Source organism: Kribbella sp. VKM Ac-2571 (assembly GCF_004362255.1).
In the GTDB taxonomy this organism is placed as follows: domain Bacteria; phylum Actinomycetota; class Actinomycetes; order Propionibacteriales; family Kribbellaceae; genus Kribbella; species Kribbella pratensis.
Window position 1 is genome coordinate 1 of record NZ_SNWS01000010.1, and the last position, 23,942, is coordinate 23,942.

Consider the following 23,942-nt stretch of genomic DNA (forward strand, 5'->3'; position numbering starts at 1 on the left):
AACGCCATGCTCGCCCACGTCCGTGGCGAAGCCACCGACCCGACGATCGCGCGCAAAGCAATGGACGCCAAACTCGCCGAACCCGGCAGCGCCGAGCTCTACAAGAAACGGGCCTCGAGCATCGAACCCGTCTTCGGCAACATCAAACACAACCTCAGATTCCGGCGCTTCGCCCGGCGCAGCCTTCCAGCCGTGCACAGCGAATGGCGCCTCATCTGCACAGTCCACAACCTCCTCAAGCTGCAGCAAACAAACCCCGCCTGACCGGCAGGCCCGGACCGCCGAACACGGCACCAACCTCGACCCCGGCCACGAGGATTCGTGCGACAGCCTCACGAGGGCCAGGTTGGAGGTTTTGGTTTCGCCGCCGTCGATCCAGGAGATCAGGTGGTGTGCGTCGCACATGACTGGGGGTGCTCCGCAGATGACGCAGCCGCGGTCGCGGGTGTTCAGGGCACGGCGCATCGCCCGGGTGACCAGCCGCTCACACCGGCCGACATCCAAGGGTTCGGAGTTGGAGCCGAGCACGATCGGGATGACTTTGGCGTCGCAGGCGAGGCGGCGGATGGTGGCTGCGGACAGGCCGTTGCTGTAGACGGTGTGCCCGATCGCATCGGCGGTGGCTGCCTTGAGGTCTTGGAAGTCGATGGTGACGGTGATGTTCGCCTTCGCGCCGAACCCGGGCACTGTGTCGACGACATAACCACGCGAACCACCCACGCCATCGCAAGCCTGGCCAGCTACTGCACCGCGGTCCGCAACGTTGTCGGCACCGTTGTCCGCGGCGTTGTCTGCGGCGTTGCCCGGATCGTTCGTGGGCTCGCTCGTGGGCTCGTTCGGTGTCTCCGCCGCTGAGGTATCTGGGTCGCTGGCGCTCGACGTGGCGGTGTCCGTTTTGCCCGCAGTGGTGGTGCCAGGCGCGGTCCGGTGGGGCATCGTGGGGCGCGACATTGTGGGGGAGGGGATGCCGGCGTCCAAAGCCGTGGCGGCCAGGGTCAACGTGGTGGTGGGGGCGTCGGCTTGGCGCTTTTCGCGGGAGCGTGGATCGCGCTCGCCGTCGAGGGTTTTGTGGGGGCGTGCGCCGGCGGTGATCATCGTGCGGAGGAGTTCGGCGTTTTCGTTGGCGAGGTAGCCGGTGAACTTGACGCCGCGGTCGGCGGTCTTCAACGTCAAGGTTTCGCGGGCGGCGGTTTTGTGTTCTTCGGGTTCGGGGCCGTCGGTGTCGAGGATGTCGCGGGATTGTTCGGCGGCTTTGCGCAGGTCGGTCGGGGACAGGTGTCGGGCGAGGCGGACGAGTTCTTGTTCGGCGAACTCGACATCGGCCACCGGCACCGTCGTTGGCACCTTTTCCAAGGCGGTGACGATTGCTTCGGCCTGCGCCGGCCGCAACAGCACCTCAGGCACGGAACCGTCGTCCGGCACATCGGGGTCGGGGAGGGCGGCGGTGACGGCTGGATACTTGGGTAGCGCGCGGGCCAGGCGGACGTCGCGGAAGGCGCGGGAGCGGTCGAGGCGGTAGCGGAACTCCAGGTACTGCACCATGTCACGGGCACCGACCCGTTCCGCGTACCCGGAGGAGTCCATCGCCGCGACCAGCCGCAACCGGCGCGTCTCAAGCAGCGCCAGGTCGGCGTCGGCCTGGTCGAGAGCACGCGCCAGTTCCGCGTCGCTCATCAACTCGGCCGGCTTGTCCATGTAGCAAAGCCTAGACACCCCCACCGACAGTTTTTGAAGCCAGAGGCCCTTATTTTCAAGGGATTCTGTTATCCACAGCCGAAACATCTTGTGGATCTTGCTATGGGCAACTGAGTAGTCGGGCGCCGTTGGCCCAGCAGACGGCGCGTAGCCAGTCGTCGCCCAGTTCCAGTGATTCCAGGGCGGCGAGTTGGACGGCGTACTCGTAAGGGATGTTGGGGAAGTCGGAGCCCAGGACGATGCGGTCCTGCAGATCGGCCAGTCGGGGCACCAGGTCGCGCGGGAACGGCATCAAGGACTCGGTGAAGGGGGTCAGCGCCATCGTGGTGTCGAGATGCACGTTCGGGTACGACGTGAGCGCGAGATGCTCGGCGTACTCCGGCATTCCGAGGTGCGCGATCACCGCGGTCAACTGAGGATGCCGTCGCAGTACCTCACCCATCGGCCCGGGGCCGGTGTGCCTTCCGGGGATCGGCCCGGATCCGCAATGGACGACGACAGGTACGCCGGCCTCCGCCAACTGGCCCCATACGTCGTCGAGCTCACCGGACCGTGGATCGTAGTCGCCGACCTGGACATGCACCTTGAAGATGCGGGTGCCCAAGTCCAACGCCTCGCGGACATACCCGGCCGCTGAAGGCTCGGGGAAGAACGTCCCGCTCGCCACACACCCAGGTGTCACAGCAGCGAAGTCCCGCGCCCACGCGTTGAGCGACGCGGCCATACCGGGCTTGTGCGGATAGACCAGCGCCGGAAACGCCCGTACCCCCAGCGAATCCAGCGTTTTCAGCCGCTCCTCGACCGAGGTCCGGTAGGTGATCGGCCAATCGGTCCCGTAGTGCTCGGTCGCTTGGTCGAAGTACGCCCAGACCGCGTTCATCACCCGGTCCGGCAGGAAATGCACATGCACGTCCACCAGTCCGTCGAGCCCAAGCCGCCGCCACCAGGTCGGCACATCCGCATCACGCACGCCCCTAGCCTGCCTGATCGGCCACCCAGAGGTCAGTGAGGCCCTTGAAGTGGGCCATGAATTTGTCCTGTTCGTGCGGTGGGTACGTCGCGGCGACGGTCTCCTGGAGTATCCGGGCGAAATCGGGGCCGGCCACCCAGTCCCGGACCCGCAGGTCGAAGTCGCCCAGATGGGCGGCGCACCATTCGTGGTACTTCGCGGTTTCGAAGTGCTCGTCCGCGAGGGCCAGGTACGCGTTCAGTTTGGCGTCGTAGTCCAGAGATGAGTCGTCCGCGATCTCGAAGTACCGCTCGGTGTGCAGGTCCACCGACGAACGCCGGCCGGTCGCCAGGCAGAACACCGACCACTTCACCAGAGCGCTCAGCGCCCACGGGAAGTAGTAGTGCAAGGACGTGACCGCGACGTCCGGGCAGGCGTTGGCGTAGTCGATGGGGTGCACCGAGTCGCCCTTGACCAGCATCTCGCAGGAGTTGAACTCCCAGCCGAAGAACGCGTTGACGATCCGGCTGATCGCGACCGTTTCGTGGCCGGCGGCGGGGCTGAGGAAGTCGTGCGAGACGGCGTACCGGTTGTGCATCGGCTCGTCCGGGCGGAAGTCCATCACCATCGTCTCGGCGCCGATCGACAGCGCTCGCGCGAACTTGTCGTACTCGATCGTCGCCTGCAGGTGCATCAGCATCTCGCCGGACTCGTCGTACGCGCGATGCAGGTCGTCGGGGTTGTTGATCCGGGACACGCCTCGCCAGCCGCCGCCGTCGAACGGCTTCATGTACAGCGGGTACCCGAGGTCGTCGGCGATCGCGTCCAGGTCGAACGGCCGGTTGTACGTCGCGGACGTGTACGCCCAGCGCACGTTGTCGAGCGGGTTCTTGTACGGCACCAGCACGGTCCGCGGGATCTTCAGGCCGAGGCGGAGCATCGCGCAGTACGCCGAATGCTTCTCCATGGACTGGAACGTGAACGGGGAGTTCAGCAGGTACGTGCCGTTCATCAGCGCGGCCTTCTTCAGCCACTCGCGCGGATGGTAGTACCAGTACGCGAGCCGGTCGATCACGAGCCCGACGCGCACCGGATCGTTCAGGTCGAACGGCTCGATGGTGAGCCGCCGGGACCCGAACTCGTGCTCGTGCCCGTCGATCGCCACCGGCCCGACCCGCTGCAGCAACGCCTCGAACGCCTGCGGCCAGTCCTCCTCGGCGCCCAGCAACAACCCGATCAGATGACGCGAACGATCAGCCACAAGAGCTCCTTGAGTCCAGGGAAGGAAAGAAAAAAAGGGAGGTGGTGGTGGAGCTCCTTGAGTCCAGGGAAGGAAGGAAAGAAGGGGTGTTGGGTCTCCTCAAAGGGGAGGGGATGGTGGGTCTCCTCGAAGGGGAGGTGGGGGTGGGTCTCCTCAGCAGAATCGGGGCAGGTGGTGGGCGATTTGCTGCTGCCACCAGGGCCAGTCGTGTGCTACGTCGTACCCCCACATGTCCAGCTCATGCGGGATGCCTTTCTCAGTCAAGACAGCATCAGTCGCGCGGGCCGACGGCAGCGAGCCGGTCGGGTTGGTCTCCCAGTCACCCTGACCCACGGTGAGCAGAATGAACAGCCGCTTGCGCAACCATTCCAGGTGATCACCGGACAAACCCGGAAGGTAGTCGGCCGGGTTGTTGAAGTACGTCGCCTCGCCGCGCTCTCCCCACGCGTGCCAGCTGGCCGCATCGTAGTTGCCCGACTGGCAGATCGCGACCGGGAACAGGTCGGCCCGCTTGAACGCGAAGTTCAGCGCGTGGAACGCACCGAGGCTGCAGCCGGTCGTGATGATGTCACCGGCCCCCGGCGAGTCCGACCCGATCGTCGGCACCACCTGGTTCACGATCCAGGACTCGTACAGCTCGTGCCGGCGGGCGCGGTCCTCGAGCTGGATGCTGCGGTCCGACCAGCTCACGTGGTCGTAGGAGTCGACGCAGTACAGCTTGACCCGCCCGGCCTCAATCAGTGAGGCGACCGCGTCGACCATGCCGTTGTTCTCGTAGTCCCAGGCGCGTCCCTGCTCGCTGGGGAAGACCAGCACCGGGCGGCCGAAATGACCGTACCGGATCAGCGTTCCGCGGCGGTCAAGCCCCGGCGCCTCCAACTCGACCTGCTCCCGTTCCATCAGCCCCACCCCAGGTCCGTCGCAGTAGATCCGTCAGATCAGGATCCAGCACATCTCGCCAGGCTGTGAAGTTGTGCATGTCGGGAGTCTCGTCCAGCGTCACGTCCAGCCCGAGCTCGGCCAGCCGCGCCGCCATCACCCGGTTGTTGTGCACGTTCTCCTCGGTCGTCCCCGCGGTGATCCCGATCCGGGGCGTGCTCGGCGCCGTCGTTGCCGCCAGCACCTGCGCGACGAACTCGGTCACCTCCGCGTAGAACTCGAAGTTCGACTCCTGCGGATCGGTCTCCGGCGTGAAGAACGACCCGGACTGAAGGAACAGCCCGGCGAACGTCCCCGGGAAGCTCCACTCCGCGTGCAGCGCCGCGAGCGCCCCCAGGCTCGCCCCCATCATCACGGGCCGACGGCTCTGGTACTGCGCCCGCACAGCCGGTACGACGTACTGCGTCAAAGACCTGGCGTACTGCGGGTTCGCGGCGTACCAGAGGTTGCGCGCGGTCGGCTCGATCAGGGCCAGCCGGAACGGCGGCAGCGCGGACTCGGCGATCATCGCGCCGGCGTACTGCGCCAGACCGGCGTACGCGGCGAACTCCGGACCGTCGTGGGCGAGCAGGAGAGGCAGGTCGAACGACGGTGCGATGCCCTCCGGCGCCCAGACCTGCACGTTGACCTGCCCGACGGGGGACTCGACGGTCATCGCGGTGAGCGTCGACGGGATCGGCTGCACGGTGAGCCAGCCGGGCTCGACGTACCCGGGCAAGGGGAGCCAGGAGTGGTGCCCGAACGCTCCGTCGACGGTCCGTGGATTGGTCGGATCCGCTCGCGTGCCGAGGTTGGCGATGTCGAACAGGTACTCCATCCGGTGTACCGACGGCCGGGGCAACCGCAGCTCCCAGCCGTAGTCGACCGGTTTGAACTCGAGCAGCTCCGCCGCGAGGCCCAGCTCCTGCCACAGCCGGACGCCGCTGAACGCATGCGTGGGGTCATCGAGGCGGAACACCACCTCGGCTCCCTCGACCGCGCTCATGTGTGCAGGCATCCAACTACCGTAGCGACGTAAACACTGACAAGAGCTGTCAGTGATGGCGTTCTATCGTGGGAAGGTGGTCGATCTCACCGATATCCGCGAAATCACCGCGGACCTTCCGCGCAGCTACGAGGTGCTGGTCCGGGACCGGATCAAGTTCCGCGTCGGCCAGATCGTCTATCTCGCGGTCGCGGCCGACGAGCAGACCATCGGCCTCGGCTTCCCGCGCGAGGAACGCGCCGCCGCGCTCGCCGCCGAGCCGGCCAAGTTCCTCCCGCCGCGCCCGTCCGATGAACGCTTCCAGTGGATCGAGCTCAACCTGGCAGCCGTCGAGTACGACGAACTCCGCGAGCTGATCCTCGACGCCTGGGCGATGTGCGTCCCCAAGAAGGTCCGCGCCGAGTACTTCGGAACCCCCTAGGCGGAGGTCACGACGACCGGCGTGTCCTTGCTGCCGATCAGGCCGAGGAGTTCCACGGCCTCGGCCTCGATGGCTTCGGTCTCGGCGGCGGTGACCGGGCCGTGGGTGGTGACCCGCAGACTCGGATCGGTGCCACGGTGATGACGCCAGTCGGCCGTGTAGTCGCCGTCGATCAGGACGGTGCCCATCGCGGCGCCGTTCCCGGGTGGCAGCGGCACCGGCCGCCCCGACGGGTTCACCCGCCGCCGATCCGCGTGCGACAGCAGCAGGTTGTCGTACTCCGGAAGGAACCGCACCGGCGCGGGCGTCTCCGCGTCGGGCAACGGACCGTCCGGTACGTCGAACAGTTCCCGCCCGTCCTCGTCGGCGTACACGCGCAACCCGGGCCGGAGCCGGTCCAGGACCTCACGCAACTTCGTCAGCCCTGACCACATCTGTACGTCGGCCGCACTCGCCGGCCCGAACGCCGCCAGGTACCGCAGGACGAGGGCGTCGATCGAAGGATCGGGCACCGGCGATCGGCCCAGCCAGCTCTCGATCGTCTGCAGCGCGGCCGGCCCTGTCTCACCCCACACTCCGCGTGGCGTGACCTGGACCGTGCCGGTCAGATAGCTGACGGCGTACGCCATCGCGTTCGCGTCCCAGTCGGGCCAGCGCTCGCCGAGCACCTCACGGAGCCGGCTGCGGCTGTACGGTTCCCGGCTCAGTAAATCAGTGCCGAACGCAACAATGGCGTCGATATCGGCCCCGGCCAACTGCTTGCCGAAAGCGCCACGAAACCCACGATCCGCGACCGGATGCACGAGCCGCCACAACCGCAGGCAGTCCTCGGCCGTGACCAGATGGATCGTGGCCCGCATCAGCGACGTACGAACTGCGTCGCGTGCGGTCATGAGCGCTGACAACTCGGCCGGGTCGAAGCCCTTGAGTCTCGACCACAGCGCGACGTACGGCGCCAGCGGGGCCTGCGCCTGCAGACCCACCAGCCGCTCGATCAACTCGGCGACCGGGCCGCTCTCCCGGCGCAGCAACTGTTGACGCTGGAGGAGGGCGCGGTTCAGGTCACGACGGCCGAGCACACGGACCGGGGTCGAGGCGTTCATCGCCCAAGCCTACGAAAGACGGCGCGCAGTCCTGGACCAGTCATCCTCAGGTAGTAGACCAGAACCATCCTGACGGCCGATGGGTGGCGAGGTTTCGCGAGCAACGCTTGGAGCATGACTGGGGACTTCTTACCCCGGCGCCAGAAGGCGTCGGTGCTGAGCCAAGCTGTGACCGTTGTGATTCTGCTGGCCGTGGTGGCGGTCGGGATCGTGCTGTTTACCTAGGAACCCCCCACGACCTAGGAATCCCAGCGCACATCCGCTTCGCCCGGCCGGACGACTCCGGCCTCGTAGGCAACGACGACGGCCTGGACCCGGCTGGACAGGCCGAGCTTCGACAGCACCGAGCTCACATGGGTCTTGACCGTGGTCTCGCTGACGAACAGCTTGGTCGCGAGGTCACGGTTGGACAGCCCGCGGGCCATCCAGACCAGGATCTCGCGCTCCCGTTCGCTGAGGTGCGACAGCAGCCCGGCCCAGCGCGCATCCGGTTGCGCCGGCTTGCTGGTCGCCGTACCGCCGTCGACCTGACGCTCCAGCTCCATGCAGCGCTCGAGCAGGACACGGGTCGAGGCCGGATCGACGAGCGAATCGCCGCGGTGCACCGCCCGTACGGCGGAAACCAGGAGATCCGGATCGGTGTCCTTCAACAGGAACCCGGACGCTCCGGCACGGACGGCGGCCAGGACATAAGCCTCGTCGTCGAACGTGGTCAGCACCAGTACGGCGGGACGCGCCCGGCCGGTCTCGCGGTTGGCGGTCGTGATCCGCTCGGTGGCCACCAGACCGTCCATCACGGGCATCCGGATGTCCATCAGGACGACGTCCGGGTCGTGCTGCTCGATCAGCCGGAGCGCCTCCTCGCCGTTCTCGGCCTGCGCGACCGTGGTCAGGTCCGGCTCGTGGTCGAGGATCATCGCCAGGCCCATCCGGATCACGCCCTGGTCGTCGGCGACCAGGATCCGGATCGGATCGCTCACTTCTGCGGCGGCAGCCATGCCTGCACTCTCCATCCACCCAGGGGGCCGGCCGCGACGGCGAGGGTGCCGCCGACCGCTGTGGCCCGTTCCCGCATCCCGATCAGTCCGTTGCCGCGGCCGCTCTCCTTGCGGCGCGCGGTTTCCAGCACGTTCACGGGCGGCGGCCCGCCGTTGCCGTTGTCGTCGATGGTCAGCAGCTCGCCCTGCGGTCCACTCTGCCAGGTCACCCGCGCGGCGCTCGCCTTGGCGTGCACCATCACGTTCGTCAGCGCCTCCTGGATGATCCGCACCGCGGTCAGGTCGGTCGCCGACGTGAGCTGCCGCTGCCTCGGCGGCAGCTCCATCGTCACGTCGATCCCGACGGCCTTCAGCCGCTCACCCATCCGTGCCACGTCGGCCAGGTCCGGCACCGGCGCGGTGCCGCCGCCGGACCCGGTGTCGCCGGCGATCTGCGGCGAGGCGGTGTTCAGCACTCGCACCGTCTCCCGCATCGCGGTCAGCGCTTCCTTGCCGCTGGCAATGATCCAGCGGATCGCCTCCCGCAGTACCTCGGGGCGCTCGTCGGCCACCCGGTCCGCCGCCTGCGCCCGGATCACGACCGCACTCACGTGATGCGAGATCACGTCGTGCAGGTCGCGGGCGATCCGGGTCCGCTCCGCCACGGCGGCCCGCTCCGCCTCGACCGCGCGCAACCGGACGAGCTCGGCGTTCCGCTGCTCGAGCAGGGCCACCGACTTCCGGCGGCGGCGGGCGTCCGCGCCGAGCAGCACCATCCCGCAGATCAGTGCCTCCGCGAACACGAACAGTGACACGTCGATGTACGAGTACAGGCTCGGCACGTCCCGCGGGAGGCTCTGGTACCGATCGCCGCGCAGGATGTCGCGGTTGACATGGCTGAGGACGATCGCGACCACGGTCGGGAGCCCGATCATCAACCCGGCCAGGCTGCCCATCGTGAAGAACAGACAGGTGAACCGCCGTACGCCGGCCGACGCCGCCAGGTACCCGACGACGAGCAGCGGGACCAGGTGGATCTCCGACTGCAACGCCGCGTCGCTGATCTCGGGCTGACCGAACATCGTCAGGCCGAGCTGCGCCGCGAGGCCGGTGCCGGCCGCGGCGTACAGGAACGGGTACAGCACGGAGACGGCCACGAGCATCGTGCGCGGGATCCGCCGGACGAGGGCGACCGTGGCGACCAGGAAGACACCCGTGACGACCGAGACGGCCGGGTTGTGCGGGCGCAGGCCGGTGCCGTTGATGAGGTTCAGTACGGCGAACCAGCCCAGCCCGATGACCGCGGCGAGCAGCAAGTCCTGCTGCCCCTGCGACAATCGGCGCCAGACACTCATCATGTCGCCCAGCGTAGTCAGACCGTGTTTGCCAAAGCTTCATCTGCCCGGAGGGGTGGTCTCTCCAACTTTTGGAGGAGGCTCAGCGTCCGAACTGATACTCAGGGGCTACGGATGGGACGTCAGAACGGTCCCTGGGACCGATGTGCCGCCACACCCGGATCCGAGAGGCTGTACCCCATGAGTCACGACGTGCCGCCGCGCCGGAACGCTATGGCGCGGACCCGGTTGCTGTCCGTGATCGGTGTGGTCGGGATCGGTGCGGTCATCGGAGCGCTGCTGCTGTGGCACGCGCAGGTCGGTGACGTGCTCGGCCTGGGTGCGGACAAGGAGCCGGTGGTGTCGACGGTCGGCGCGCCCGCGATCGGCGGACCTCCCACCACGACGAAGCGGGTGACTCCGACGCCGTCCCGCCGTACGACGCCGACCGTGCCGCCGAAGACCACGACGACGCCCTCGAAGAAGCCGACGAAGAAGTCCACGCCGGTATCTGGTGAGGAGAGCATCGACGGGCTGTCGCCGAAGCTGAGGTCGCGGCTGGCGAAGGCGATCGTGGCTGCGAAGGCCGACGGTGTCACGATCAGCATCACCTCCGCGCGGCGCAGCACGGCGAAGCAGCAGCGGCTGCTGAACGAGGCGATCAAGAAGTACGGGTCGTACAAGGTGGCGACGCGATGGGTGCTGCCGCCGAAGTACTCCGCCCACGTGCAGGGCAAGGCCGTGGACATCGGTCCGGCGGCCGCCATGACGTGGCTGAACAAGAACGGCTGGCGGTACGGCGTGTGCCGCCGCTACGACAACGAACCCTGGCACTTCGAGGCGCTCACAACGCCCGGCACGAAGTGCCCGCCGCGGGAACCGCACGCCGTGGCCAAGGCAGATTGATACAAGGGGGAAAACCGAGATGACCATGACCTACGCACAGCCGCTCACCCGGCGCTACACCCGCGCCCGGCTCGCCGTACCCGCCTTGTGGCGCCAGGTGATCCGGACCGGCGACAGGCCCGAGCCCACGACCACTGAGCCGGATCGCTCGGCGCATACGCAGCTGGAGATCTACGACGGCATCCTGGCCGCGTTCGAGCGTCGTGACGAGGTGGCAGCGGTACTGCGGGCATCCGCCGACCGTGCGACCGCCGTACGGCGTCTGCGCGACGAGTTCGGCCTCAGCCATCTGCAGGCGACCGCGCTGATCGACCTGCCGCTCACCACCGAGTGCCGCGACCGCATCGCCCACCGCGCCGACGAGCTCCGCACCGCCCTCGCACGCTGACTCTCCGTCCTCCGCGCGAGCCGCACTCGGTGGTCGCGGCTCGCGTGGACCTGCGGAGTTTGCGTGCCGTGGGGAGGATGGAGGGGTGATCACGATGGAGCAGGCCGGACGACTGCGCAAGGCCGGGGTGCTGTGGACACCGGCGGCCGGGGACCGTTTCGTCGTACCGGACCGGGACATGGACGACGACGTGTTCGTGGTGAGCGACATGACCGTCGAGGTGCACGACTACCAGGGCAGCAAGGTGATCGGCTTCAACGGCACCACCGAGTGGGCCCTGGACAGCATCGAGCAACGCGAAGTCATCTGGCTCCCGCGCGAGGAGCAGCTCCGTGCTCTCCTCGGCTCGCACTTCAAGTCCCTCGAAGCCACCCCGGACGGCTACAAAGTCACCCTCACCACCAGCACCCACACCTCCGCCGACGCCGAACAGGCGTACGCCGAAGCAGTCATCCACCTGCTCGGGGCTTAGGACGTTGCCCGCCAGTACTGCTTCTTGTCCTTGTCCTTGACGCTGTAGCCGAGGTTGGCCAGGTCGCTGCGGAGCTCTCGTAGGTCGGCCTTGCCCTTGTCGCCCTGATCGAAGGCCTTGGAGCGGGCCCGGAGGAGCGCGTTGGCCGCGGGCGAGAGGTCCGGGTCACCCTCGACCCAGCGCCGGAACTCCGACTCGTGCGGGTCACCGGAGTCCGACCACGGATAGCCGTGGGCGCGGAAGGCTGCCGGGATCCGCTTCGCCTCGGACTTCAGCTGGTCGTGCTTCTCGCGGGCCAGCTCACGCGACGATGCGTCCTGGAGGACGATCTCCTTCCCGTCCAGGAACGCCACCGCAACCTTCACCCGCGGCACCGTCACGGTCTTCTGGTTCTTCAGGAACTCGACCGACTGGCCGGTGATCGTCATCTTCAAGGTGTCGTCGAGCGCCATCCCGGCCAGCAGTACGCCGGCCACGAGTCCGACGACCACGCAGATCACCACGACCCACCAGCTGTCCCACGCGGCGATCAGCTTCAGCGGCCCGTGGAACGGCACCCACTCCCGTCCGGACGCCCAGTGGGCGATCCGCGGCAGGAAGAATCCGAGCACCAGCCCGACCAGCGGCAACCCGCCGAACAGCACCGTCTTGTCCGTCGCGGAGTGGCCGATCACCGTCCGATCCGCAGTCGTAGACCCCATGTCCCGAACGTAGCGTGACGGCCTGAAACTAAAGTATCGATCGACGGCAACCGAAGGAGCCACGTGACGGACGGGATCTGGCTGCGCTTCCTCAGCGGCCCCGACATCGACGCGTTGGGGCTGACCCGGCTGGAGATCGTGGACGCCGTGGAGGACGCCGTCCGCGAGCACGGCGAGGGCCGGACGAGCTTCGAGCCGCGCATGCACCTGATGCCGAGCAACGGCGGGATCGGCCACTTCAACGTCCTCCGCGGGCACCTCGACGGTCTCGGCGAGCACGGGATCAGCGGCGTGAAGGTGGTCGGCGACTTCGTCCCGAACTACCAGAAGGGCCTGCCGAGCGAACTCGCGATGGGACACTGTTCAACCCGAACAGCTGATTCCCGATTGCGGTCCTGGACGCGACGATGATCACCGCGGCCGGGACCGGCGCGATGACGACGGTCGGCGCCCGGCACCTGGCCCGCCGGGACAGCAAGATCCTCGCGCACGCCGGCGCCCGCGGTACGGCGTGGTGGAACGTGACGATGCTCGACGACCTTCTCGACCTCGACGAGATCCGGGTAACGTCGCGGCGGCCGGAGTCCCGGGAGAAGTTCGCCGCTGAGCTCTCCGCCGAACTGACCACGCCGGTCCGGGTGTGCGCGACAGCGGAGGAGGCCTTCGACGGCGCCGACGTACTGGTCGAAGCGACTCGTCTCACCGAGCCCGAGCCGCTGCTGCGGACGGCGGCGGTCCGACCGGGCGCGTTCGTCGTACCGTACGGCACTGTCTCGGCGGTCGAGGTCGATCTGCTCGACGTGATCGACAAGGTGGTTGTGGACGACTGGCGGGAAGCGCAGTCCGGGCGGTTCGGATCGCTCCGCCGACACGTGGACAGCGGGCGGCTGTCGCCGGGGACGCTGTACGCCGAGATCGGGGAGATCGTCGCGGGCCGCAAGCCCGGCCGCGAGAACGATGCCGAACGCAACCTCTTCTGGCATCGCGGCCTGTCGCTGCTGGACGTCGCGATCGCCCACCTGATCCTCCGCCGAGCCGAAGCCGCCGAAGCAGGCACCATGCTCAGGTTCCACTGATGATCGTCAACGACCCCTCTGACCTGGACCCGGCCAGCCCGGAACCGATCGAATTGGCACCCGCCCTCCTCGGCCGCGTGGCCGCGACCCGCTCCGCGGCCCTCGACACCCTGACATCCGGCAGACCCGTGTACGGCGTCAACACCGGCATGGGCAACCTCAGCAAGGTCCGCCTCACGGAAGCCGAGCAGCGTGTCCATCAACGCAATCTCCTGCTGGGCAGAGCAGTCGGCGGCCCACCCTGGCTCCCGCCGGACGAGTCCCGCGCCGTCCTCATCGGCCGCCTGAAAACCTTCCTCACCGGCGACGCCGCCGTCTCGATCGAACTGCTCCACCAGTTGGTTGCCCTCATCAACACCGGCCCGCTGCCGAACATCCCCGCCGAAGGCGCCGGCTCCGCAGGCGAGATCATTCCGCTTGCGCACGCCTTCGCCTCCCTGGATCCCGGTCTCAAGGAAGGCATCGCCTTGCTGGCCGGCATCCCCGGGGCGACCGGCCGAGCCGCGCTCCACGCAACCAGAACGCACCGGTTGGCGGATCAACTCAGCGCCGTCGCGGCCGGGGCGATTGCAGCCATAGCAGCCAATCGGGATCCGTATCAACAGCTCGCGGCGCGTGGGGACGACCTGCTGGCCACCGAGTTCGCAAGACTTCGAGAGCTGGCAGGTCCCGAGCCGGAGCCGCGGAGCCTGCAGGCGCCGGTGTCGTTCCGGGTTGCCGGGCACGTGAACGCACATGTTCGGCGGACCTTGCAGCACTTGGAGGACGCGGTGGACCGGGCGTTCACGAGCGTGACGGACTCCCCGGCGTACCTCGACGGCGAGTTCGTCGGCACCGCCGGCTTTCACGGGCTCGATCTCGCCGCGCACTGCGACCATCTGACGGCAGCGTTGGCGCACGCAGCCGAGGTCTCGACTGCACGATTGCACCGCCTGCTGGATCCCGGCGTCACCGGCCTCACCGCGCAACTCGCCCGCGAACCAGGCCCGCAAGCCGGGCTGGTCGCCGTTCACAAACGCGCCGTCGCGACCACCCACCGGTTCCGGCGCCTGACGTTGCCTACGGCAATCAGTACGGCGGAGACGTCCAACGGTCAGGAGGACGTGCAGACGTTCTCCTGGGAGGCGGTCGGCAACCTCGGCGAAGCGATCCGCCTGACCCGCGAGACGACCGCGTGCGAACTGCTCGCCGTCCGGCAGGCCTTCGCGCTCTCGGCCCGCCAGATCCCGGCGGAGCTTCAAGACATCATGCGGGCGGTCGACGCCGTCGTACCTCCGATCGACGCGGACCGTCCGTTCGGCGCGGACCTGACCAGACTCCTCACCGAGGTGCTGGGAGCTGGTTGATCGAAAAGCGAGGCGACACGCGGGTCGTGGCGAAACCGCAAGTAGCCCGGACCGGGTCTGCGTCGTTGGCCTGGTGCGGGGGATCGGCGTCGGCGAGTGGAGGAGTTCTCATGAAGCGGTTCGTGGTGCCGCCGAACTGGCCGTCCCCGCCCCGGCGCAGCTGGGTCCCGCCGAAGACCTGGCGCCCGGATCCGTCCTGGCCGCCGGCGCCGGAGGGGTGGAAGTTCTGGGTCGACGGCAAGGGTGAGCCGGTCCTCGGCCCGATCGGCCGGTACGGCGCTCCGTCCCGCCGCGCCGCGTACGCCGCCGCCGCGGCGATGATCGTGTTCGCCGGGGTCAACCTCTGGGCCGTGCTCGTCATCGGCCAGTTCGGGGGATCGGATGATCCGGCGGCGGTGAAGTTCGCCGAGGAATCGCCGTCCGCGGGTCCGGCGGTCAGCTCGACGAGTCCCGTCGTACCGCGGGCGACGTCAACGCCGACGCCGGTGCCGCGGACGATCCTGGTGCCGAGCGAGGGCCCGACTTCCCGGCCGACTCAGAAGCCGACCCAGGGGCCGACCCAGCGTCCGACTCGGAAGCCGACCGCGACCAAGACCACCGAGCGGACCACGCCGAAGCCGGTCCGCACGACCACCAGTACGGCGACCGTGAAGCGGTCGCTGCCGACCAATCGCCCGTCGACCCGGGAGGAACTCCTCCGGCAGTACTGCATCGACCGCGGCATCGACCCGGCCTGGTGTGACCCGGCCAACTGGGAGCGAACGCCCTGACGCCCTGTTGACAATCGGGGCGGTCCGCATCCATTCTTAACCATATGGTTTTGAAACCACTTGGTTATGAAGATGGATTGACGGACGTCTTCGCGGCGCTCGCCGACCCGACCCGCCGGGCGATCCTGGCCCAGCTCAAGCACGGGGACGCGACGGTCGCCGAGCTCGCGGCGCCGTTCAGCATGTCGCAGCCGGCCGTGTCCAAGCACCTGAAGGTGCTCGAGCACGCCGGGCTGATCAGCCGCTCGCAACGGGCGACGGCCCGGCTCAGCCACCTCGAGGCCGAGCCGCTCCGCACGGCCGTCGGCTGGCTGATGGACTACCGCGCTTACTGGGCGGAGAGCTTCGACCGTCTGGACGATCTGCTCGACGACCTGTTGGAGGAGTCGTGAAGGTCATCGCTGAGCCGGGCGTGCCGCAGGTTGTCATCATCCGGGAGTTCCGGGCGCCGCGGGAGTTGCTGTTCCGCGCGTACATTGAGCCCGACCTGGTGAAGCGCTGGCTGGGGCCGGCCGAGCTCGAGCTGGTCGTCAACCAGCTCGACCCGCAGCACGGCGGTCGTTGGCGGTGGACGCAGTACGACAGCGACGGCAAAGGCTATGTGTTCCACGGGCTGTACCACGGGGAGCCGACGCCGGAGCGCATCGTGCAGACGTACGAGTTCGACCAGGCACCAGGGACCGTCTACCTGAATCTGATCACCTTCGACGAGGCCGACGGGGTCACCACGCTGACGCAGAACACCGTGTTCTTCGCGGTCGAGGACCGCGACCTGTACGTCGACGGCGGCATGGAGCGCGGCATCCGCGCCTCGATGCAGCAACTCGACGACCTCGTCACCCAACTGGCAAAGGAGTCCAGCTCATGATGCTCAACGACAAGCAGGCGATCGTGTACGGCGCCGCCGGCCCGATCGGCGGCGCGGTCGCCAAGGCGTTCGCCGCCGAGGGTGCGGCCGTCCATCTCGCCGGACGTACGGCGGAACGCCTCGAGCGGGTCGCGGACGAGATCCGCGCCGCGGGCGGCAAGACCGAGATCGCCGTCGTCGACGCCCTCGACGAACGATCCGTCGACGATCACGCCGCCGCGGTCGGCCGGATCGACATCTCGTTCAACCTGATCGGCCATACCCAGTACTTCGGTACGCCGCTGATCGACATGTCCCTCGCAGACGTCGAGGAGCCGGTGCGCAACATGCTGCGCACCTTCTACCTCACGTCCCGCGCGGCCGCCCGGCGCATGGTCGAGCAAGGGTCCGGCGTGATCCTGACGTTCGGTGGCAACGGCGACCCGGTCGCGAACCTGGGCGCGTTCCAGACAGGGTTCGGTGCCGTCGAGGCGATGCGCCGCAGCCTGGCGCGCGAGCTCGGCCCGCACGGCATCCGGGTGATCACGTTGCAGACCAACGGCATCCCGGAATCGAACCCGGACACCTACCCGGAGGACTTCCGCCGCGAGGTCGCCGAACACACCGCCGCCCAGACCATGCTGAACCGCGCCGCCACCCTCGCCGATGTCGCCGCCATCGCAACCTTCGCAGCCTCCGACCAGGCCCGCTCGATCACCGGCACGGCGATCAACCTCACCGCCGGCGCCGTCGTCAACTAACTTAGGAAGTCGACCGTCCGGACGTCGCCTTTCGAGGCCTGATACACCGGCCAGGCAACCGCGAGATCCTGCCAAGGCAGTCCAACGGGCGCGTACACGGTGACTTCTTCCGCCGACCGGCGGCCGGCGGCGACTCCGTTCAGTACTTCGGTCAAGGTCGCGTGCGCCGCATCGGCGGACAGCCCGACGTTGCCCAAGGCACCCATTTGCGCGGCGAGGCTGCGGTCGTCGACGACCACGCGGGCCGCCGTCAGCAAATCGGCGGACAGCTCCACCTTCCCAGGCTCATCAGCTCCCAACGTCGTGAGATGCGAACCCGGCCGGACATCAGCCGCGGTGAGCAACGGCTCCCGTGACCAGGTGGCCAGCACGACAACCCCCGCCGCCGCAGCCACCTTCTGCGGGCTGCTCACCACAACACCCGGAATCCCTTGCTGGGCAAGGAATTCCGAGGCCCTGTCTGGTACGACGTCATGCACAACGAGGCGGTCGACTCGGCGGAGGGCGACCAACCCGGCAAGTGTCATCGCTGCCTGCGCTCCGGCGCCGATGATGCCGACTGTTCCTGCTGGAGCCAGGGCGTCCGTGGCGAGCGTGGCTGCCAAGCCGGTGCGCCAGGCGGTGATGGTGGAGCTGTCGAGGAGGGCGAGGAGGGTGCCGTCGGTGAGGTCGTGGAGACACACCATACCGCGCAGTGCCGGCGTGGCACCGGGGAACTTGGCGTTGACCTTCACGGTGTACGCCGGAATGCCCGGAATCACGCCCGGCAGCAGCGCTGTCGCCGTACCGGGACCAGGCAGATCGGTGCGGATCCGCAGCGGCTCGATATCACCGGACTGGAGGAACCCGGCACGTAATACGTCGAGCACAGCAGGTACGTCGAGCGCTTGCAGGACATCCGACCGGGTGAGGAGAGCTGTCATCAGACGATGTTCCGCTCGGGGCGGACGGTGGACCGGAAGCGGTCGGCGCTCAGTGGAGTGATGTCGACGAACGGTTCCCGGCCCAGGTAGAGGTCGCGAATCACCTCACCGACAGCAGGCCCCTGCAGGAAGCCATGGCCGGAGAACCCTGTCGCATAAAGGAATCGCGAGATGTTGTCCGCCTCGCCGATCAACGCGTTGTGGTCGGGCGTGACCTCGTACAGGCCGGCCCAACCGCCGGTCAGCCCGACGTCGAGGAGCGAGGGCGCCCGTCGTGCCATGGCCTCGGTCAGCCGGGGGATCCACGTATCCGTCCGGTTGAGGTGGAATCCGGGCTCCTCGGCGGGATCGGACAGGCCGACGAGCAGCCCGGGCCCCTCACGGTGGAAGTAGAACGTCGTACCGAAGTCGATCGTCATCGGCAGCTCGGCCGGCAGACCTTGGACGGCCTCGGTGACAACGATCTGCCGCCGCAACGGAACCACCGGAAGCTCGACGCCCACCATCTCACCGATCTGCGCGGACCAAGCACCTGCCGCGCAGATCACCGTCCCGGTCCGGATCTCACCACGGTTCGTCCGCACCGTCGTCACCTGGTTGCCGGCAGCCTCGATCCCCAGCACCTCGCACCCGGTGACCAACCGCGCTCCGAGCCGCCGGGCAGCCGATGCATATCCCAGTACGACGGACTCCGGCGTGCAATGCCCCGCGCTCGGCGAGAAACACGCACCGACCAGCCCCTCCGCTGCAACGACCGGCGCCAGCGCGATCGCCTCGTCGACGGAGACCATCCGCGTAGGGATGCCCGAGCTCTGCTGCAACCTGTTCTGCAACGCGGTGCTCTCGCGGAAATGCTCGACCTGCTCCGCACTGTCCAGCAAGAACAGGTACCCGACCTGGTGCAGATCGATCTCCTGACCAGGCCGCTCACCGAACCGCGCAAATGCCTCGAGACTGCGAGCGCCCAGCGCGATGTTCACCTCGTCCGAGAAGTTCGCCCGTACTCCGCCGGCCGCCTTACAGGTCGACCCCGACCCGAGCTCGTTCATCTCCAGCAACACCATGTCCCGCACGCCGGCCTCGGCCAGGTGAAACGCGATGCTCGTCCCCATCACCCCGCCACCAACAACCACCACGTCGGCAACCCCAGCCACCATCAACCTCCTCCAGTAGATCGGGGCGGTCAGGGGAGCTGGTACGTCAGGTCGGCTTCGACCGTCTCGGTGTCCATCTGGGCCTTTTGCAGTTTGCCTGAGTAGTCCCAATTCATGGACTGCCAGCGGGTGAACTGGTCCAGGACCCACATCCCGCTCTGCCGGGAGCCGTTGCCGGACTTCCCGTTTCCGCCGAACGGCAGGTGCGCCTCGGCGCCGGACGTCGAGTTGTTGACGCTCACCATCCCCGCCGAGATCCCCTGCGCGAAGCGGAACGCCTTGTTCGGGTCGGTCGTGTAGATCGAGCTGGACAGCCCGTACCCCGACTTGTTGCCCAGTGCAATCGCCTCGTCCAGCGTCGAGTACGGCGTGACGCCGACGACCGGCCCGAACGTCTCGTTCAGGAACAACTCGTCGTCCGCCCGTACCCCGGCGACGATCGTCGGGTGGTAGAACAACCCGGCCGCCGGATCGCCGACGAACCCGGGCCGCGGGTTGTCCGCCGTGACCCGTCCGGTCCGGCCGATCACCCGGTGATGCGCCGCGATCCACCCCAGCGACTTCTCGAACCCCGCCGCGAACTTCTCGTCCAGCAACGGCCCGAACAGCACGTCCTGCGTCGGGTCGCCCATCGCCGCCTCCGCGGTCGCCTGCCCGAAGCGGTCCAGGAACTCGTCGTACACGGACCGGTGCACGATCGCCGTCCCCAAGGACGTGCACCGCTGTCCCGCCGTACCGAAGCCGGAGAACAACGCGCCCTCGACTGCCAGGTCCAGCTCCGCGTCCTCGGTGATCACCATCGGGTTCTTGCCGCCGAGCTCCAGGCACGGCGTCTGCAGGTGACGGCCGCACAACTCGCCGATCCGCGTGCCGACCGCGCTCGACCCGGTGAATCCGACCTTGCTGATCAGCCCGGCCTCCAACGCCCGCTCGAGTCCGGTGAACGTGTCCGGTCCGTCGGCGTACACCAGGTTGAACACCCCGGCCGGTACGCCGGAATGCGCGAAGATCTCGTAGAACGCGTCCGAGACGACAGCGGAGTACTCCGCCGGCTTCCAGACGACCGTGTTGCCGCAGAGCAACGCCGGGACGATGTACCAGGACGGGACCGCGACCGGGAAGTTGCCGGCCGTGATCACCGCGACGGTGCCGATCGGTCGGCGGAACGTGAACAGCTGCTTGTCCGGCATCTCCGACGGCACCGTCTGCCCGTACAGCCGTCGGCCCTCGCCGAGGAAGAAGTCGCAGGTGTCGATGATCTCCTGCACCTCGCCGAGCGCCTCACCCAGCGGCTTCCCGATCTCCCGCGTGACGAGGGCGGCGAGGCGCTCCTTGTTCAGAGACATCAGCCGGCCCACGTTCGAGATCACCTGGCCGCGATGCGGCGCCGGGGTCGCGGCCCAGCCGGCCTGCGCGGACTGTGCGACTGAGGCGGCCCGCACGAACACCTCCGGCCCCGCACTGCCGACCGTCCCGACGACGTCGCTCAGCTGCGCGGGGTTGGTCGACGGAGTACGCCGTACCGCTTCCGCCACTCGTTCGCCACCGACAACGGACAGCACCTCACCGGCCATGCGGCTACCTCCTCGTAGTGGGCCTCCACCCTAATTCGGCGGCGGGACCTTGTGGTCGGCGTAGAGGTCCGGGATCGGGATGGGCATCCGCCACAGCCGGGAATCCGGGTGGATCATGCCGTGCCGGATGGCTATGTACCGGAGCAGGCGGAGCGGGCCCGCGATCAGTACGACGGCCAGGGGCAACTCGACCAGGAGTGCGCTGAGCAGCGCCTGGGTCAGGTCGCCGCCGCGCTGGCTGGTCATCACGTCGAACCAGGCGTCGCAGATCAGCAGGACGCCGGACGCGAACGCCGTCGGGAACACGAACTGCTTGCGTTTCCAGCCGGCCAGCGCGGTCAGCACCAGCATCGTCAGCAGCAGGATGTCGAACCCGACCCAGGTCGCGACCCAGTTCCGCGCGACGTAGTGACTGGGCAGCGTGGCGGCCAGGTACACGGTCCAGGGGATCAGAGCGGCCGCGCAGACCAGCATCAGGACCGTCCGCCACTTGCGGATCCGGTCGATCGTCCGCCGCGACGGCAGCCCGGGCGGCCGCGGCGCGAGCCGCACGATCAGCTCCCGCCGCTCCTGCGGCGTCATCGCCGCGATCTCTTCGTCGGTCAGCTGCACAGCAGAAGTATGCCTTGTGATTGCATTCACAAGCCAGTATTCTGTTCGGACGGAGAAGCTGTCGATGATGACAGGCGAGGTGTGGCCATGACCAAGCGCAGACCACCGGGGATGAGTAACCAGGACTGGGTCGAGTCGCAGATCAAGCTCGCTCAGAACCAGGGCGAGTTCGACAACCTGCCCGGCGCCGGCAAACCACTGAAGCTGGCAGACCAGCACGACCCCGACTGGTGGGTGAAGGACTTCCTCCGCCGCGAGGACATCGAGGCCGAGGCGTTGCTGCCACCGGCCGTCCTGCTCCGCAAGGAGAAGCAGCAGGTCCACGAGAAGGTTCGCGGGATGCGTCGCGAGTCCGAGGTCCGCGAGTACCTCGCCGACCTCAACAAGCGCATCCGGCTCAGCATCCGCGACACCACCGGCCCGGTCGTGCCGACAGGCCCGGTGGACGAGGACGTGATCATCGCCCAGTGGCGGATGGAACGCCCCGCACGCGACCCGCGTCCGCAGCCCTCCGAGCAGCACCGCCCGAGGAAGAAGTCCCTCTGGCAGCGGCTGTTCAGCTGAGAAGTTCGCGGGCCGCGTTCTCGATGGTCTGTTCGCTGAGCAGTACTTCGTGCGCGGCGGCGCCGAGCGGGACGTACGAGTCGTAGCTCGTGACCCGGGCCAGCCGTCCGGCGTACCCGTGGTCGATCAGTGTGGCCAGGATGCCCTCGGACACACCGCCGGACCGGCGGGTCTCGTCGGCGACCAGCACCCGCCCGGTGATGTTTGCCTCGCGCAACAAGTCCTCGACCGGCAACGGCGCCAGCCAGCGCAGGTCGAGGACGCGGATCCCCGGCACTCGGGCCGCCACCCGCAGGCTCATCGGTACGCCGTTCCCGAACGTGACGATGGTCAGCTCGGTGCCGTCGCCGTACGTCCGGCCGCGCCCGATCGGCACCGGTTCGTCGGGGTACGGCGCCAGCCACTGCTCGTCGCCGTCCTCGTACAGGTCCCGCCGGTGGTAGAGCGCGATCGGCTCGAGGAACACGCTGACGGTGCCGGACGACCGGGCCGCCGCCGTACACGCGTGCAGCATCGCGGCCGCGTCGTCCGGACGGGACGGCGACGCGATCACGATCCCCGGGATGTCCCGCAGTACGCCGAGCGCGTCGTCGTTGTGGAAGTGGCCGCCGAAGCCCTTCTGGTACCCGTAGCCGGCGATTCGCAGCACCATCGGGTTCGCGTACTGCTCCTGCGAGAAGAACTTCAGCGACGCAGCCTCGCCGCGGAGCTGGTCCTCGGCGTTGTGCAGGTAGGCGAGGTACTGGATCTCGGGGATCGGCAGCAGGCCCGAGACGCCGGCGCCGAGCGCGAGCCCCAGGATGGACTGCTCGTCGAGCAGGGTGTCGAAGACGCGGGGCGGACCGAACGCCTTCTGCAGCCCTCGGGTCACGCCGTACACACCACCCTTGCGGCCGACGTCCTCACCGAAGACCATCGCCTCCGGGTACGACGCCAGTACGTCGCTCAGCGCGCGATTGATCGACTGGCTGAGCGTCAAGGGTTCCGCGACGGGCGTCCGCTGCGGCAATGCGGCGGCGACCGCTTCCGGCTCGGGGAAACGCAGGGGCGCGGCGACGACTTCGGGCGAGGTGAGCTGGGGGAGGCCCGCGACCTCGGCCGCGATCCGCTGCGCCTCGGCGTGCTTCTCGTCGTACAGGTCGATGATCTCCTCGGCGCTGTAGCCGGCTCCGAGCAGGTAGCGCGCCGTACCGATCAGCGGGTCGAGCTCCTCGTCCGCGGCCAGCTCAGCCGGAGACCGGTACGCCGCCTCGACGTCGGAGCCAGCGTGGCCGAGCAGGCGAACCGTCCGCAACCGCAGGAACGCCGGGCGCCGGTTCCGCCGTACGAACGTCGCCGCCTCGGTCGCCATCGACAGGGCCGCGTCCAGATCGGTGCCGTCCGCGTCGAAGTACCGCAGGCCAGGACGCGAGCCGTACGCCTGCCGGATCCAGCCGTCCGGGGTGCGCACGCTGATTCCGATCCCGTTGTCCTCGCAGACCAGCAGCAACGGCATCGGCAGACCCTGGTACGACGCGTGCAGGGCAGCGTTGATCGCACCGGTCGCGGTCGAGTGGTTCGCGGACGCGTCGCCGAAGCTGGTCACCACGATCGCGTCGGACGGCCACGGGGACGGTACGCCGAGCTTCGCCGACCGGTTCATCGAGAACGCGACGCCCATCGCCCGCGGCAGGTGGGAGGCGATCGTCGACGTCTGCGGGATCACCGACAGCTCGTGCCGGCCGAACACCTTGTGCCGGCCGCCCGCGATCGGCTCGCTGGTCGCCGCCGCGACACCGAGCAGGATGTCGCGCAGGCCCTCCTTCGAGCCGCACTGCGCGGCGCGGGTCAGGTAGAACGCGCCGGACCGGTAGTGCAGGAGGGCCGGGTCGGTCGGCTCCAGGGCGGCGGCGACGGCCGCGTTGCCCTCGTGACCGGCCGAGCCGATCGTGTAGAAGCCGGTGCCCTGGGACTGCATCCAGCGGGCCGCGAGGTCCGCGTGCCGGCTGCCGAGCTGAGCGTCGTACAGGCTTCGGAGCAGCTCTGCGTCGTGCTCCCACGGGGCCGGGGCGAGGCCGCGGACGCGTTCGGCGAAGGTCCTCATTTCATCCATGATCCGGGATCGGCCCGCGGAACACAGCTCCGCCCACAAGTTGAACAGGTCACCCCGGGTTCATCCGCTGTCGCCCGGGGAACCGTGCTTGG

At 68.3% G+C, this 23,942-nt stretch carries 26 protein-coding genes and 1 pseudogene; 13 read left to right on the forward strand and 14 right to left on the reverse strand.

What is annotated here, in order from left to right:
• The first annotated feature begins 60 nt into the window (after positions 1-60).
• A complete protein-coding gene (locus EV651_RS42470) occupies positions 61-264 on the forward strand; it encodes a transposase (RefSeq protein ID WP_370353213.1) in 204 nt (67 codons plus the stop codon).
• Positions 265-450: 186 nt separating this feature from the next.
• On the opposite strand, the pseudogene EV651_RS21990 reads toward EV651_RS42470, so the two are convergent.
• From EV651_RS21990 to EV651_RS22010, 5 genes and pseudogenes are all read right to left on the reverse strand, one after another.
• A pseudogene (locus EV651_RS21990) lies at positions 451-1,782 on the reverse strand (DUF222 domain-containing protein); the annotation flags it as partial.
• Positions 1,783-1,795: 13 nt separating this feature from the next.
• The gene (locus EV651_RS21995) at positions 1,796-2,665 is read right to left on the reverse strand and encodes an amidohydrolase family protein (RefSeq protein ID WP_166658706.1); all 870 of its coding nucleotides are present in this window, start codon (positions 2,663-2,665) and stop codon (positions 1,796-1,798) included.
• A 4-nt stretch (positions 2,666-2,669) separates the two neighbouring features.
• Positions 2,670-3,905 (reverse strand): RimK family alpha-L-glutamate ligase, encoded by a 1,236-nt coding sequence (locus EV651_RS22000; protein WP_133787121.1) that lies wholly within the window; start codon positions 3,903-3,905, stop codon positions 2,670-2,672.
• 153 nt (positions 3,906-4,058) lie between these two features.
• Positions 4,059-4,805, reverse strand: coding sequence for an esterase family protein (locus EV651_RS22005; protein ID WP_133787122.1), 747 nt, complete (start codon positions 4,803-4,805; stop codon positions 4,059-4,061).
• On the reverse strand, positions 4,765-5,841 hold the full coding sequence (locus tag EV651_RS22010; protein ID WP_133787123.1) for an esterase family protein: 1,077 nt from the start codon (positions 5,839-5,841) through the stop codon (positions 4,765-4,767). Before EV651_RS22010 ends, EV651_RS22005 begins: the two co-directional genes overlap by 41 nt.
• Positions 5,842-5,884: 43 nt before the next feature.
• Here EV651_RS22010 and EV651_RS22015 point away from each other — a divergent pair, with 43 nt between their 5' ends.
• Positions 5,885-6,250, forward strand: a complete 366-nt coding sequence (locus EV651_RS22015; protein WP_238157105.1) for an MmcQ/YjbR family DNA-binding protein — start codon at positions 5,885-5,887, stop codon at positions 6,248-6,250.
• Here EV651_RS22015 and EV651_RS22020 read toward each other — a convergent pair.
• The 3 genes from EV651_RS22020 to EV651_RS22030 form a co-directional block, all read right to left on the reverse strand.
• On the reverse strand, positions 6,247-7,353 hold the full coding sequence (locus tag EV651_RS22020; RefSeq protein ID WP_133787124.1) for a winged helix DNA-binding domain-containing protein: 1,107 nt from the start codon (positions 7,351-7,353) through the stop codon (positions 6,247-6,249). The genes EV651_RS22015 and EV651_RS22020 overlap by 4 nt on opposite strands.
• 239 nt (positions 7,354-7,592) lie before the next feature.
• Positions 7,593-8,333: a response regulator transcription factor gene (locus EV651_RS22025; protein ID WP_166658733.1), complete on the reverse strand. Its 741-nt coding sequence runs from the start codon at positions 8,331-8,333 to the stop codon at positions 7,593-7,595.
• Positions 8,330-9,688, reverse strand: a complete 1,359-nt coding sequence (locus tag EV651_RS22030) for a sensor histidine kinase (RefSeq protein ID WP_238157106.1) — start codon at positions 9,686-9,688, stop codon at positions 8,330-8,332. Before EV651_RS22030 ends, EV651_RS22025 begins: the two co-directional genes overlap by 4 nt.
• 177 nt (positions 9,689-9,865) lie before the next feature.
• Here EV651_RS22030 and EV651_RS22035 point away from each other — a divergent pair, with 177 nt between their 5' ends.
• The 3 genes from EV651_RS22035 (at position 9,866) to EV651_RS22045 (ending at position 11,430) form a co-directional block, all read left to right on the forward strand.
• Entirely contained in the window at positions 9,866-10,570 is a 705-nt protein-coding gene (locus EV651_RS22035; RefSeq protein ID WP_133787126.1) for a M15 family metallopeptidase, read from the forward strand.
• A 19-nt stretch (positions 10,571-10,589) separates the two neighbouring features.
• A complete protein-coding gene (locus tag EV651_RS22040; protein ID WP_133787127.1) occupies positions 10,590-10,958 on the forward strand; it encodes a hypothetical protein in 369 nt (122 codons plus the stop codon).
• Positions 10,959-11,052: 94 nt separating this feature from the next.
• Complete coding sequence (locus EV651_RS22045) at positions 11,053-11,430, forward strand: pilus assembly protein CpaE (RefSeq protein ID WP_238157139.1); 378 nt, start codon at positions 11,053-11,055, stop codon at positions 11,428-11,430.
• Here the strand turns inward: EV651_RS22045 and EV651_RS22050 are convergent.
• Entirely contained in the window at positions 11,427-12,131 is a 705-nt protein-coding gene (locus tag EV651_RS22050) for a hypothetical protein (protein ID WP_133787129.1), read from the reverse strand. The two genes, EV651_RS22045 and EV651_RS22050, sit on opposite strands and share 4 nt — an antisense overlap.
• A 63-nt stretch (positions 12,132-12,194) precedes the next feature.
• Between EV651_RS22050 and EV651_RS42475 the strand changes: the two genes are divergently transcribed.
• The 7 genes from EV651_RS42475 to EV651_RS22080 all read left to right on the forward strand — a co-directional run bounded on the left by EV651_RS42475 (position 12,195) and on the right by EV651_RS22080 (position 16,931).
• Positions 12,195-12,542: a hypothetical protein gene (locus tag EV651_RS42475; RefSeq protein ID WP_238157107.1), complete on the forward strand. Its 348-nt coding sequence runs from the start codon at positions 12,195-12,197 to the stop codon at positions 12,540-12,542.
• Positions 12,539-13,207, forward strand: a complete 669-nt coding sequence (locus EV651_RS22055) for a hypothetical protein (RefSeq protein WP_238157108.1) — start codon at positions 12,539-12,541, stop codon at positions 13,205-13,207. The genes EV651_RS42475 and EV651_RS22055 overlap by 4 nt, the downstream gene beginning before the upstream one ends.
• Positions 13,207-14,553 (forward strand): aromatic amino acid lyase, encoded by a 1,347-nt coding sequence (locus tag EV651_RS22060; protein ID WP_133787130.1) that lies wholly within the window; start codon positions 13,207-13,209, stop codon positions 14,551-14,553. The genes EV651_RS22055 and EV651_RS22060 overlap by 1 nt, the downstream gene beginning before the upstream one ends.
• Before the next feature lie 110 nt (positions 14,554-14,663).
• Positions 14,664-15,323, forward strand: coding sequence for a hypothetical protein (locus tag EV651_RS22065; RefSeq protein ID WP_133787131.1), 660 nt, complete (start codon positions 14,664-14,666; stop codon positions 15,321-15,323).
• 77 nt (positions 15,324-15,400) lie between these two features.
• Positions 15,401-15,715: a helix-turn-helix transcriptional regulator gene (locus EV651_RS22070; protein ID WP_238157109.1), complete on the forward strand. Its 315-nt coding sequence runs from the start codon at positions 15,401-15,403 to the stop codon at positions 15,713-15,715.
• Positions 15,712-16,191, forward strand: coding sequence for an SRPBCC domain-containing protein (locus EV651_RS22075; protein ID WP_166658707.1), 480 nt, complete (start codon positions 15,712-15,714; stop codon positions 16,189-16,191). Before EV651_RS22070 ends, EV651_RS22075 begins: the two co-directional genes overlap by 4 nt.
• Positions 16,188-16,931 carry an SDR family NAD(P)-dependent oxidoreductase gene (locus tag EV651_RS22080; RefSeq protein WP_133787134.1) on the forward strand — a complete coding sequence of 248 codons (744 nt, stop codon included), beginning with the start codon at positions 16,188-16,190 and terminating at the stop codon, positions 16,929-16,931. Before EV651_RS22075 ends, EV651_RS22080 begins: the two co-directional genes overlap by 4 nt.
• On the opposite strand, the gene EV651_RS22085 is transcribed toward EV651_RS22080, so the two are convergent.
• The 4 genes from EV651_RS22085 to EV651_RS22100 are packed head-to-tail and all read right to left on the reverse strand — an operon-like array spanning position 16,928 to position 21,194.
• Positions 16,928-17,854 carry an ornithine cyclodeaminase family protein gene (locus tag EV651_RS22085; RefSeq protein WP_133787135.1) on the reverse strand — a complete coding sequence of 309 codons (927 nt, stop codon included), beginning with the start codon at positions 17,852-17,854 and terminating at the stop codon, positions 16,928-16,930. The genes EV651_RS22080 and EV651_RS22085 overlap by 4 nt on opposite strands.
• Positions 17,854-19,011 carry an FAD-binding oxidoreductase gene (locus EV651_RS22090; protein WP_133787136.1) on the reverse strand — a complete coding sequence of 386 codons (1,158 nt, stop codon included), beginning with the start codon at positions 19,009-19,011 and terminating at the stop codon, positions 17,854-17,856. Before EV651_RS22090 ends, EV651_RS22085 begins: the two co-directional genes overlap by 1 nt.
• Positions 19,012-19,037: 26 nt before the next feature.
• The gene (locus EV651_RS22095) at positions 19,038-20,582 is read right to left on the reverse strand and encodes an aldehyde dehydrogenase family protein (protein WP_133787137.1); all 1,545 of its coding nucleotides are present in this window, start codon (positions 20,580-20,582) and stop codon (positions 19,038-19,040) included.
• Between the two features lie 30 nt (positions 20,583-20,612).
• Positions 20,613-21,194, reverse strand: a complete 582-nt coding sequence (locus EV651_RS22100; RefSeq protein WP_202870459.1) for a hypothetical protein — start codon at positions 21,192-21,194, stop codon at positions 20,613-20,615.
• Between the two features lie 87 nt (positions 21,195-21,281).
• On the opposite strand from EV651_RS22100, the gene EV651_RS22105 reads away from it, so the two are divergent.
• The gene (locus tag EV651_RS22105; protein ID WP_133787138.1) at positions 21,282-21,758 is read left to right on the forward strand and encodes a DUF1992 domain-containing protein; all 477 of its coding nucleotides are present in this window, start codon (positions 21,282-21,284) and stop codon (positions 21,756-21,758) included.
• Here the strand turns inward: EV651_RS22105 and EV651_RS22110 are convergent.
• A complete protein-coding gene (locus EV651_RS22110; protein ID WP_238157110.1) occupies positions 21,751-23,841 on the reverse strand; it encodes a thiamine pyrophosphate-dependent enzyme in 2,091 nt (696 codons plus the stop codon). The two genes, EV651_RS22105 and EV651_RS22110, sit on opposite strands and share 8 nt — an antisense overlap.
• Positions 23,842-23,942 lie beyond the last annotated feature (101 nt).